This is a genomic window from Streptomyces sioyaensis (assembly GCF_004122735.1).
Lineage (GTDB): Bacteria > Actinomycetota > Actinomycetes > Streptomycetales > Streptomycetaceae > Streptomyces > Streptomyces sioyaensis.
The window spans coordinates 1-11959 of sequence record NZ_SDIF01000033.1 but is presented as its reverse complement, the minus strand read 5'-3'; the positions used below and the strand labels follow the sequence as shown (position 1 = coordinate 11959).

Genomic DNA, 11959 nt, shown 5'->3' with positions numbered 1-11959 from the left:
TTCATTGGCCTGGCGTGAAGGTGACCGGCAGCCGCGGGGGCTTGGCTCCGGTCGGAGGTACCTGGAGGGTCTTCAGCGCGAACGCCATAACCTGCTGGTAGATCGGACCGCAGACCTGACCGCCGAAGTAGCTGCCCGCGGTGGGGTTCTGTACGGCGCAGTAGACAGTGAGGCGGGGCTTGTCGGCGGGGGCGAAGCCGGCGAAGGACGCGGTGTAGCCGTGGTAGCGGCCGGTCCGGGGGTCCACCCGGTTGGAGGTGCCGGTCTTGCCGCCGACCCGATAGCCGTCGATCTTCGCCTTCGCGCCGGTGCCCTCCTCGTCGTCGACCACCGATTCGAGCATGGTCGCGAGCGTGGTGGCGGTCTTCCGGCTGACCACCCGGTTCTTGGCGGGCCGGGGCGCCGGAACGAACTTTCCGTCGGGGCCGGTGGTGCCCCGGACCAGGGAGGGGGCGATGCGCTCGCCGCCGTTGGCGATGGTGGAGTAGACGGAGGCGGCCTGGACGGCGTTGAGCGACAGCCCCTGGCCGAACGGGATGGTGAACTGCTGCGAGGTGTTCCACTTCTGCGGCTTGGCCAGGATGCCGTCGGTCTCGCCGGGAAACCCGAGGCCGGTCGGCTTCCCGATCCCGAATCTGCGCAGATACGAGTAGAGGACCCGGTTGGCCTCCGGCTGGGTCCTGCCGAGCTGGCCGGCCGCGAGAATCGTGCCGATGTTGCTGGACTTGGCGAGCACGCCGTTGAGCGTCAGGTGCCAGGTGGCGTGGTCGACGTCGTCCGCGAACAGCCGGTCGCCGCGGTGCAGCCGGTTGGGCACGGTGACCCGGGTGGACGGGGTGGCGACGCCCTCCTCCAGGACGGCGGCCAGCGACATCAGCTTGCTGGTGGAGCCCGGCTCGAAGGCGTCGGACAGCGCGGCGTTGCCCAGCGTCTCCGGCTCGGCCTTCGCGATGTCGTTGGGGTCGAAGCCGGGCGCGTTGGCGAGCGCCAGGATCTCGCCGGTGCGGCTGTCCTGGACGACGACATAGCCGCGGTCGGCCCGGGAGCGGGCGACCTGCTCGGTGATGGCCTTCTGGGCCGCCCACTGGATGTCCCGGTCGAGGGTCAGCTCGATGTCGCTGCCGGGGACGGCGGGGTGCTCCTGGGTGTCACCGGTGGGCACCCGAAGGCCGCCGGACTGGGCGTAGACGAGCTTGCCGTCCTTGCCCGCCAGCTGCTTGTTCAGGCGCGCCTCCAGTCCGCCGCCGCCCTTGCCGTTGCTGGCCACGAAGCCGAGGACGCCCGAGGCGAGGTCCTTGTTCGGGTAGAGGCGCCGGCTGTGTTTGTCGGCGAAGATCCCGACCAGGACGTCGGGGCGGGGGGCACGCTTGGGGGCGGCGGCCGCCCTGGCGTCGAGGCGTGTGCGCAGGTCCTTGATCTTCTTCCAGACCTGCGGGCTCTGCTGCCGGGCGAGCAGGACATAGCGCGCCGTGGGCTGGTCGAGCTTCCGGGCGAGGGTGGCCTTGTCCTGGCCGAGGATCGGGGCGAGCAGCGCGGCGGCCCGCCGCGGCGCGTCGCCGATCTTGGTCTTGGCGGGCGCCAGCAGGCTGGGGTCGGCGGTGATGTCGTACCCGTCCACGGTGGTGGCCAGGTCCACGCCGTTGCGGTCGGTGATCGCACCGCGCTCGGCGGCCAGCTTGACCGGTACATAGCGGTTCTCGTTGGCCTTGGCGGCGTACGCCGAGGCATCGACGGCCTGCACCTGGAAGAGCCGTACCACGAAGATCAGCATGATCAGCGTCAGCCCGAGGGCGACCAGCCGCAGCCGGGGGCGCGGGCTGCCGAGGCGGAGCACCGGCTGCCCGGCGCGGGGGCGGGCGGCGGGACGCCGGGCCGCGGGCCTCGGGGCGCCCGGCTTCGGGGCGCCCGGCTTCGGAGCGCCCTGCTTCGGAGCGCCCTGCTTCGGAGCGCCCTGCTTCGGGCCCGGCCGGGGCCCGGGGCTCCGGCCGGCGGACGGTCGACCGGAGCGGCCTGATCCCTGGCCGCCGCGCTGGGCGGGGCGCGGCACCCGGCGGGGGTCCCTGGGCTCGGTCATGCCGCGGTCACCTGCCGGCGGTCGTCGGGGAGGGAGCGGACGGGGCGCGCAGGGCGGCGGGCGAGGGTGCCGGCGCACCGTCCGGTCCCAGCACCCCGGCGGCCGCGAGCGGCGACGCGGACGGGCCGGCGCGGCCGGGGACGCCCGCCGTCGACGGCTCGGCGGAGCTGCTCAGCGGTGCCCCCGTCGACGTGGCCTTGCTCGGCCGGCCGCGGACCGTGCCGTCCGGGAGCAGGAACGCCGGGGTGCCGCCCGGCACCATTCCCAGCGCCCGGGCGCGCCGCTCCAGCGCGTCCGGGGCGGAGTAGGCGTCCACGTCCTGCTGCAGGGCCTGCTGCTCGTCCGTCAGCTCGTCGGTCTTCTTCTCCAGCTTGCTCAGCTCGAACGAGCCTTGGTTGAGGGCGGAGTTGAGCAGCAGCAGGGTGATCAGGCCGGAGCCGAGCAGGACGACGATCAGGAACACGAAGGGCGTGCGCGCCGCCGTGCCCCGCCCGCCGGCCCCGGAGGGGAGCAGCGCGGCGAGGCGGTACTGCCTGCCGCGCGGCCTCCCCTGGCGTTTCATGCGGTGTCCTCGACGTGCTCGCGGATGCGCTCCGCGCCGCGCAGCCGGGCGGGGGCGGCGCGGCGGTTCTCGGCGATCTCCTCCTCCGTGGGGAGCTCGGCGCCGCGGGTCAGCAGCTTGAGCCGGGGCTGGTAGCGCTCGGGGACGACCGGCAGCCCGGGTGGCGCCGTATTGGCGGCTCCGGCCGCGAAGACCTGCTTGACCAGCCGGTCCTCCAGCGAGTGGTACGAGAGCACGGCGATCCGGCCGCCCACCGCGAGCGCCTTCACGGCCGCCGGAACGGCGCGCTCCACGCTCTGCAGCTCCCCGTTGACCTCGATGCGCAGCGCCTGGAACGTCCGCTTGGCGGGGTTGCCGCCGGTGCGCTTGGCGGCCTGCGGCAGCGCGTCACGGATCAGCTCGACCAGCCGCGCGCTGGTCGTGAACGGCTCCTTGGCGCGCTCGCGCACGACGGCCTCGACGATCCGCTTGGCCTGCTTCTCCTCTCCGTAGGAGCGCAGGATCCGGACCAGCTCACCGGGCGCGTAGGTGTTGAGGACCTCCGCGGCGCTGATGCCGGTCGTCTGGTCCATCCGCATGTCGAGCGGGGCGTCCTGCGCGTACGCGAAGCCGCGGTCGGCCTCGTCGAGCTGCATGGAGGAGACCCCGAGGTCGAAGAGCACACCCTGGACGCGCGGGGTCCCGAGCCGGTCGAGGACCTCGGGGAGCTCGTCGTAGACGGCGTGCACCAGGGTGGCGCGCTCGCCGTACGGGGCGAGCCGCTCGCCCGCGAGCTTCAGGGCCGACGGGTCGCGGTCGAGGGCGATGAGCCGGGCCGCCGGGAAGGTGGCGAGCAGCGCCTCGCTGTGCCCACCGAGGCCGAGCGTGCAGTCGACGACGACCGCGCCGGGCTCGGCGAGCGCGGGGGCGAGCATGTCCAGGCACCGCTGGAGCATGACGGGGACGTGACGGGTGCTGCTGTTGTTCATACGGCGGCCCCGCCGCGCCCGGCCCGCCTGCCCGCGCAGAGCGCGCACTTCTTCCTGGTTCGCTCGCTACGCTCGCTCATGTGCCTTCCGATGGGCTGGGCGGCAGGTGGGTCCCCCGGCCGCTGGCTGGGGGATGCCGCACGTACCGCTTGGTCCCCGCCCGCTCTGAAGGGGAAGTGGCCCTCCGGCGACGGGGAAGTGACGTCGGAAGACCATGGGAGCGGGAGGAGGCCGAGCCGTACGTACGATGCGCGCACGCGAGGAATCCGGTATCCAAGGAGAGCGTCACGCCTCCCACTTCGCGCCACTTTAGTCCACCGGCTGCCCCGGTCAATCAACCGGTTCCGCGCGTCCTGCGACGGCTTTGCCGCGGCCCTTCCCGCCGGCTTTCCCGGCGCCGCTCACCCGGACGGCGGGGTACGGACGGACCTGTGGGTTACCTCACAAGGAGTGATGTCGCCCCCTATGCCCGACCTCTCATGCGGCCGGACGAGCCGACGCCTATTACGGTGATTCCATGTCCATACCTGCATCGCAGCCGCTGCCCCCGTCCTCCGACAGCGCCGCCGGCGGTGCCGCCGGCACCGTCACCGACAGTCTCGTCGAGGCGAATCGGCACTATGCCGCCTCGTTCACCGACCCCGGGATGGACGCCCGGCCCGTCCGCAAGGTCGCCGTCGTCTCCTGCATGGACGCCCGGATCGACCTGCACGCCGCCCTCGGCCTGAAGCTCGGCGACTGCCACACCATCCGCAATGCCGGCGGGGTGGTCACCGACGACATCATCCGGTCCCTGACGATCAGCCAGCGGGCGCTCGGCACCCGCTCGGTCGTCCTCATCCACCACACCAACTGCGGCCTGCTCAGCCTGACCGAGGACTTCCGCCATGACCTGGCGGCCGAGGTCGGACAGCGTCCCACCTGGGCGGTCGAGGCGTTCAAGGACCTCGACGAGGACGTGCGGCAGTCGATGCAGCGGGTACGCACCTCGCCCTTCCTCCTGCACACCGACGACGTCCGCGGCTTCGTCTTCGATGTGACGACGGGCCTGCTGCGGGAGATCGATCCGCAGCACTGAGGTGCCGCACCGCTTCTTCCGGTTCTGCCGGTTCTTCCGGTTCTGCCGGGGCGGGGGCCGGACCGGAAGGGCGGGTTCGCCCGGAAAGCCGGGAAAGCCGCGAGATAACCTTGTGAGTTATCCACAGGTCATGACGCGAAGCCGCGCGGGCGGCAAGAATGCGTACGTGACGTCGTCCCGGCCGTGGCCGGGCGCGATGCGCGCTTTCGAGGTGGGCCGGGTCCGAAGAGGGGGCACGTGCCCGTGGTTCGGGGCCGAGGAGGGCCGAGTGACGACGTATGACGAACGAGCGAGCCTCAGCGATCTGACCACCACCGCGGAGCGGGTCCGCCGGGCGGTGGAGGGCGTGATCGAGGGCAAGCCGGAGGTCGTACGGCTCGCACTGACCGTGCTCCTGGCCGAGGGACACCTGCTCATCGAGGACGTGCCCGGCGTCGGCAAGACCATGCTCGCCAAGGCACTGGCCCGCTCCGTCGACTGCTCGGTGCGGCGCATCCAGTTCACCCCGGACCTGCTGCCCTCGGACATCACCGGCGTCAGCATCTTCGACCAGCAGCAGCGGGACTTCGAGTTCAAGCCCGGCGCGATCTTCTCCCAGATCGTGATCGGCGACGAGATCAACCGCGCCTCGCCCAAGACCCAGTCGGCGCTCCTGGAGTCCATGGAGGAGCACCAGGTCACGATGGACGGGCAGACCTACGAACTGCCCAGTCCGTTCATGGTGATCGCCACTCAGAACCCGGTCGAGATGGAGGGCACCTATCCCCTCCCCGAGGCCCAGCGGGACCGCTTCATGGCGCGGGTGTCGATCGGCTATCCCAGCCCGGCGGCCGAGCTGCAGATGCTGGAGGTGCACGGCGGCGCCTCGCCCCTCGACGACCTCCAGCCGGTCGCGCACGCCCACGAGATCGTGAAGCTGACCGAAGCGGTGCGCGAGGTCCATGTCGCCGAAACCGTGCGCAGATACACCGTGGATCTGGTCGCGGCCACCCGCAGCCACCCCGAGCTGCGGCTCGGCGCCTCACCGCGCGCCACCCTGCATCTGCTGCGCGCCGCCAAGGCCGGTGCCGCGCTCCTGGGGCGGGAGTACGCCCTCCCGGACGACGTCCAGTCGCTGGCGGTGCCGGTGCTCACCCACCGGCTGCTGCCCACCGCCCAGGCCCAGTTGAACCGCCGTACGGCCGAACAGATCGTCCGGGAGATCCTGCAGCGCGTCCCGGTCCCCGATCCGTCCGTGCAGCCATGGCGCACACCCGGTCAGCGGCCGCCCGGCGTACGGGGGTTGTGATGTCCGAGGGGGGGAGCGGGGGGCCGCCGGACCGGGACGGACTGCGGGCGGCCCTCTCGGGGCTGACGACACGCGGCAGATCGTTCCTGGCCGCCGGGATGGCCGCCGCGGTGTGCTCCTTTCTCCTCGGACAGCCGGATCTGCTGCGGGTCGGGCTGCTGCTCGCCGCGCTGCCGCTGGTGTGCGTCCTGGTCCTGCACCGCACCCGCTACCGGGTCGCGGGCAGCCGTGCGCTGTCCCCGGCCCGGGTGCCCGCGGCCGCCGAGTCCCGGGTCCGGCTGCGGATGGAGAACGTCTCCCGGCTGCCGACGGGGGTGCTGATGCTCCAGGACCGCGTGCCGTACGTCCTCGGGCCGCGGCCGCGTTTCGTCCTGGACCGGGTCGAGGCCGGCGGCCGCCGTGAGGTCTCCTACCGCGTCCGCTCCGACCTGCGCGGACGCTATCCGCTGGGCCCGCTGCAGCTGCGCCTGTCCGACCCGTTCGGGATGTGCGAGCTGACCCGCTCGTTCAGCGCCTGCGACACCCTCACGGTGGTGCCGCGGGTCGAGCCGCTGCCGCCGGTGCGCCTGACGGGCGAGGCCGCCGGCTACGGCGAGGGACGGCAGCGTTCGCTGGCGCTGGCCGGGGAGGACGATGTCATTCCGCGCGGCTACCGGCACGGCGACGATCTGCGCCGGGTCCACTGGCGCTCCACCGCGCGCTACGGCGAGCTGATGGTCCGCAGGGAGGAGCAGCCGCAGAAGGCACGCTGCACGATCCTGCTCGACACCCGCGAGACGGCCCACCCGGGCGCGGGTCCCGACTCGGCCTTCGAATGGGCGGTGACGGGCGCGGCGTCGAGTGCGGTGCATCTGCTGGAGCGCGGCTTCTCGGTGCGGCTGCTGACCGACACCGGCACCTCGGTCCCGGCCCCCGACGGCGCCGGCGGCTTCGGCGGCGGCACGGAATCGGCCGATGCCGCGGGCCTGGTGCTGGACACCCTCGCCGTCGTGGAGCAGTCCGAGGAAGAGGGCCTGTCGGCGGCGTACGACGTCCTGCGCGGCAGCAACGAAGGACTGCTGGTCGCCTTCTTCGGCGACCTGGACGAGCAGCAGGCGGCGGTGGCCGGGCGGATGCGGCAGCGCTGCGGTGCGGCCGTCGCGTTCGTCCTGGACGGCGACGCCTTCACCCGCCGCCCCGGCGGCCTCAGATTCTCCCCCGGCCAGGTCCCGGTGGCCGACCGGCTGCGGCTGCTGCGGCAGGCGGGCTGGACGGCGCTGCCGGTGACCCCCGGGGACGCGCTCGCCGACCTGTGGCGTGCGGGGGCCGGGCAGCAGCGCCCGGCGGACGCGGCGGAGACGGTGGCAGGGGGCCGGCCATGAACGGGTGCCCGACGCCTGCGCGGGAGAGGCGGCCGGGGCCGCCCCGCCGTGGTGGGAGCACGGACCGGAGCGGCGGTCGGCGCGGGCCGTGCCCGGCCGGTCCGGAGCGACGGGGGGCACGCACATGAGCGGCCGGGCGCGGCTGGCGCTGTGCGCGGCGGTGGCCACCCTGTGTGCCGCCGGCGCGCTGCTGCCACTGGTGGAGCCGATCGACTGGATGATCCAGGCGGCCTTCCTGCTGGCCGTCGTGACCGGCGCGGGCGCGGCCGCCCGCCGGGCCCCCCTCGCCGGGCCACTGGTCATCGGCGTACAGGCTCTGGTCGCCGTGCTGCTGATGACCCTGTTCTTCGCGCCGGGCGAGGCCATCCTCGGCCTGCTGCCGGGCCCCGACGCCCTCGCGGAATTCGGCCGGCTGCTGCACGCCGGCGTACGGGACGTCGGCCGCTACGCCATCCCCGCCCCCGTCACCCCCGGCATCCGGCTGCTGCTCATCGCCGGTGTGCTGCTGATCGGCCTGCTCGTGGACGCGCTGGCGGTCACGTACCGCAGCGCCGCGCCCGCCGGGCTGCCGCTGCTGGCGCTGTACTCGGTGGCGGCGGGGCTCTCCCAGGGCGGCGCGGGCCGGCTGCGGTTCCTGGTCGCGGCCGCCGGTTACCTACTGCTCCTGCTGGCCGAGGGCCGCGACCGGCTCTCCCAGTGGGGCCGGGTGTTCGGCGGCCCGGGCCGCCCGGAGCGCACGCGGGGCTTCGCCGTCGGCGGCCCCACGCCGGCCCCGGTCCGTACGGGCCGCAGGATCGGCGCGCTGGTGCTCGGCATCGCGGTGGTGGTACCGGCCCTCCTCCCCTCCCTGGGCGGCGGGCTGTTCGGCGGCTCCGCCAGCGGCGGGGGACCGGGCAGCGGCGGCGGCACGATCTCCGCGGTCAACCCACTGGTGTCACTGCAGGACAGCCTCAATCAGCCCGAGGACAAGGAAGTCCTCAACTACCGCACGACCGCCGCCGACTCCCGCGACATGTATCTGCGGATCGTCGCCCTGGACCAGTTCGACGGCACGACCTGGAAGCCCTCCGAGCGGACCGTCACGGACGTCCCCGAGCAGCTTCCGCGGCCGCCCGGCCTCAGCTCATCGGTCGACGTCAACCATGTCAACACCTCCATCTCGACCGCCGAGTGGTACGCCCAGAACTGGCTGCCGCTCCCCTACCCGGCGTCCAAGGTGGACATCTCCGGGCGCTGGCGCTTCGAGCCCCAGGGCCGCACGCTCGTCGGGGACCGCGGCCAGAACACCCACGGCCTGCAATACCAGGTCGAGAGCCTGCAGCTGCGGCCCACGTCCCGGCAGCTGGCCGCCGCCCCGGCGCCGCCCGCCAAGCTGCTGCGCGAGTACACCAAGGTCCCGGACTCCCTGCCCCCGGTCGTCGGCAGCACCGCCCGCCGGGTCACCCACGGCGCACCGACCGCCTACGCCAAGGCCGTCAAGCTCCAGGACTGGTTCGCGCTCAACGGCGGCTTCACGTACAACACGGAGGTCCGGGCCGGCAGCGGTTCCGAGGCCATCGCCCGGTTCCTGCGGCAAAAGGAGGGCTTCTGCGTCCACTTCTCGTTCTCGATGGCTGCGATGGCCCGGACGCTGGGCATTCCGGCCCGGGTAGCCGTGGGCTTCACCCCGGGCACCAAGCAGCCGGACGGCACGACCTCGGTCGGCCTCAAGGACGCCCACGCCTGGCCCGAGCTGTACTTCCAGGGCGTCGGCTGGACCCGCTTCGAGCCGACCCCGAGCCGAGGCAGCATCCCTGACTACGCCTACCCCGACACCTCGGCCCCGGCCGAGCCCGGCAACCCGGCTCCCGAGCCCTCCCAGTCCGCTGCCCCCTCGGACGGCGGTCCGTCCGCGGACCCGTCCTGCGGCCCGGACGAACAGCGGCGCGGCAGCGGATCGGCATGCGTCACACTCCCCGCGGAGTCCGGTGCCCGCCCGCCAGGCGGCGGCACGTCCCCCTGGGCGATCGCCGGCATCGTGCCGGCCGCCCTGCTGGTCCTGCTGCTGCCCGCAGTCCCGCTGCTGTGGCGACTGCGTACGCGCTCCAGACGACTGGCGGCCACGGGCGCGGACGGGGACCTCACGGCCGGCACCCTCGCCGCCTGGCGGGAGTTGCTGGACACCGCCTGGGACTTCGGCATCCTGCCGGACGAATCGCTGACGCCGCGCAAGGCGGCGGCACGGATCATCAGCATCGGAGAACTGCAACCGGAGCCCGCCGCGGCCGCCCACCGGGTTGCGGCAGCGGTCGAACAGGTCCTGTACGCCCCGCAACCGCAGCCGGTGTCCGACCTCGCCACGGACGTACAGCAGGTCCGGGCCGGGTTGCAGGCCGGCGCACCCCGTGCGCTGCGGCTGCGCGCCCGGCTCGCCCCGCGCTCGGCGGCCCGCCTGGGCCGGGCCTGGTCCGCCCGCTGGACGGCCCTCCTGCTCCGGTGCCGCACCAGCCGCCCGGTCGCCCTGACGCGGCGCACGGTGACGGTCCTACGGCCGGGCCGACGGCGGGCGTAGCGTCCGCGCTGCCGGAGCGCAAAAGTCCCCGAGGCGCAAAGTGCGGTGCCGCAACGTTGTCCGGTGGCCGCCCGATCCTGCCGGGCGGCCACAGCGCGGCGGAGACTCCCGGTGCGGCGTAGGGAGGAGGCATTACGCGCCGGCGCCGAAACCAAACCGCTGGAGCGCAGGAGCGCCAGGGCGCTGCAGCGGTGAAGCATCGGTGTAGAGCGGGCCGTCGGCTTGCCTGCGGGCGAACCGCGGCTGCGGACAGAAAAGCCCGCTCACCGTCCACGACACACTCACCGCAACCGCAACCGCAACCTTCGGCCTGCGTGCTGCGAAGCCTTGTGCGGGGGGGGAAAGCTGCGCGGCGACGTGAGGAGCCGCAACTTGGCGGGGGGGGGCGGAAAAGGCGGAAGCGGCCGGAAGGCCGCTTCGGGGGTGTGCAGGAGGGCTTGGCGTAAGACGGCACCGGAGGGGCTCAGAGAACCCCCGGGAGGCCCGTCACCGTGTCGATCCGTCGGCTCAGTGGCCCTGTTGTTCGTCCCTGCGACGCTGCCAGCGGTCCTCGATACGGTTCATCATCGAGCGCCGCTGCCTGGGCCGGCGTGCCGGTGCACCTGCGCCGCCTGCGGGACCCGTGCCGGACGACGGCTGCTGGCCCTGCCGGGGGGCCTTGCGCCAGCCGGTGACCGCCAGCACTGCGCAGCCGAGCATGACGAGGAAGCCCACCACACTGATCCAGATCTGCTGCGCGACCATGCCGGCCATGAGCAGGGCGATACCCACCAGGAAGCCCGCGACCGCTTGGTAGACCCGTCGCCGGGTGTACGTGCGCAGCCCGCTTCCCTCAAGCGCTGTCGCGAACTTGGGATCTTCGGCGTACAGCGCTCGCTCCATTTGCTCGAGCATGCGCTGCTCGTGCTCCGAGAGCGGCACGGAGTCCTCCTACTCGTCGGTCGCGGGGGGCGACCGGGTGCGACCCTTTCAGGATAGGCAGGGAATCGCCCCCGTGAAACCCGCCCCTCGACGCCAGTTCACTGTCCGGGCCGCCGAGGAGACCGGTGGCGATGCTGCCTGCATTCCCCACCCGCCTGTCCGTCATGCCGGAACGTCGTACCCCGATCATACGGGGCGAAGGGGCTGATCGGGTGGTCTGTGGCCGACTGCACGCGGTAGTCGCTCGTGCCGCGTGGGTCAGTCGCGCTCCGCGAGGACGTGCAGCTGGGTGGCCACCGAGTGGAACGCGGGCTGCTCGGCGGCGGCCGCTTCGAGCTTCAGCAGGGCCTCCATGGCGCCCGGCTCGGTGTCGACCAGCACACCGGGGACCAGATCGGCGAAGACCCGTACGCCGTGGACCGCCCCGACCTGCAGACCGCTGGCGGACACCAGGTCGGTGAGCTGGTCGGCGGTGAACCGGCGCGGGACGGGGTCGCCCTCGCCCCAGCGGCCTGCGGGGTCGGTGAGGGCGTGGCGGGCCTCGGTGAAGTGGCCCGCGAGGGCGCGGGCGAGGACGGCGCCGCCCAGACCGGCCGCGAGCAGGCTGAGGGTGCCGGCCGGGCGCAGCGCGTCGACGGCGTTGCGGACGCCCTCGGCCGGGTCGTCGACGTACTCCAGCACGCCGTGGCAGAGCACGGTGTCGTAGCCGCCACGCTCCACGACGTCGAAGAGGCCGTGGGCGTCGCCCTGGACCGCGCGTACCCGGTCGGCGACACCTGCCTCCGCGGCCCGGCGTTCCAGGGCGAAGAGGGCGTTGGGGCTGGGGTCGACGACCGTGACGCGGTGGCCGAGGCGGGCGACCGGCACGGCGAAGTTGCCGGTGCCGCCGCCGGTGTCGAGGACGTCCAGGACATCGCGCCCGGCGGTCTTGACCCGGCGCTCCAGGGCGTCCTTGAGGACCTCCCAGACCACGGCGGTACGAAGGGATGCGCGGGGGCGCAGCGGGTCAGACACGGCGGGTGGCTCCTCGGCGGGGGCATGAACGTCTAGGCGTCCACCACCCTATTCCGTCCGGCGGCGTGCGCCGCCTGCGGAGCCGTACGTCTTGTGTGCGGGGTGGGGCGGGGTCTTCGCTTTCCTCCCCCGGGCCCTCCCC

At 73.4% G+C, this 11959-nt stretch carries 9 protein-coding genes; 4 read left to right on the top strand and 5 right to left on the bottom strand.

What is annotated here, in order from left to right; translation table 11 throughout:
• Position 1: 1 nt before the first annotated feature.
• From EST54_RS14295 to rsmH, 3 genes are read right to left on the bottom strand one after another with little or no spacing between them, the layout of a single operon-like run.
• Entirely contained in the window at positions 2-2074 is a 2073-nt protein-coding gene (locus EST54_RS14295) for a peptidoglycan D,D-transpeptidase FtsI family protein (RefSeq protein ID WP_129247993.1), read from the bottom strand.
• A gap of 7 nt (positions 2075-2081) precedes the next feature.
• Positions 2082-2636, bottom strand: a complete 555-nt coding sequence (locus EST54_RS14290; RefSeq protein ID WP_129247992.1) for a septum formation initiator family protein — start codon at positions 2634-2636, stop codon at positions 2082-2084.
• Positions 2633-3604: a 16S rRNA (cytosine(1402)-N(4))-methyltransferase RsmH gene (gene rsmH, locus EST54_RS14285; RefSeq protein ID WP_129247991.1), complete on the bottom strand. Its 972-nt coding sequence runs from the start codon at positions 3602-3604 to the stop codon at positions 2633-2635. The genes EST54_RS14290 and rsmH overlap by 4 nt, the downstream gene beginning before the upstream one ends.
• A gap of 517 nt (positions 3605-4121) precedes the next feature.
• Here rsmH and EST54_RS14280 point away from each other — a divergent pair.
• The 4 genes from EST54_RS14280 to EST54_RS14265 all read left to right on the top strand — a co-directional run bounded on the left by EST54_RS14280 (position 4122) and on the right by EST54_RS14265 (position 9882).
• On the top strand, positions 4122-4682 hold the full coding sequence (locus EST54_RS14280; RefSeq protein ID WP_129247990.1) for a beta-class carbonic anhydrase: 561 nt from the start codon (positions 4122-4124) through the stop codon (positions 4680-4682).
• Between the two features lie 268 nt (positions 4683-4950).
• On the top strand, positions 4951-5970 hold the full coding sequence (locus tag EST54_RS14275) for an AAA family ATPase (RefSeq protein ID WP_129247989.1): 1020 nt from the start codon (positions 4951-4953) through the stop codon (positions 5968-5970).
• Positions 5970-7331, top strand: coding sequence for a DUF58 domain-containing protein (locus tag EST54_RS14270; protein WP_129247988.1), 1362 nt, complete (start codon positions 5970-5972; stop codon positions 7329-7331). Before EST54_RS14275 ends, EST54_RS14270 begins: the two co-directional genes overlap by 1 nt.
• A gap of 124 nt (positions 7332-7455) precedes the next feature.
• Entirely contained in the window at positions 7456-9882 is a 2427-nt protein-coding gene (locus tag EST54_RS14265; RefSeq protein WP_129247987.1) for a transglutaminase family protein, read from the top strand.
• A gap of 507 nt (positions 9883-10389) precedes the next feature.
• Here the strand turns inward: EST54_RS14265 and EST54_RS14260 are convergent.
• Together EST54_RS14260 and EST54_RS14255 are read right to left on the bottom strand one after the other, a co-directional pair.
• Positions 10390-10803, bottom strand: coding sequence for a DUF3040 domain-containing protein (locus EST54_RS14260; RefSeq protein WP_129247986.1), 414 nt, complete (start codon positions 10801-10803; stop codon positions 10390-10392).
• A 258-nt stretch (positions 10804-11061) separates the two neighbouring features.
• Positions 11062-11817, bottom strand: coding sequence for a methyltransferase (locus EST54_RS14255; RefSeq protein WP_129247985.1), 756 nt, complete (start codon positions 11815-11817; stop codon positions 11062-11064).
• Between the last annotated feature and the right edge of the window lie 142 nt (positions 11818-11959).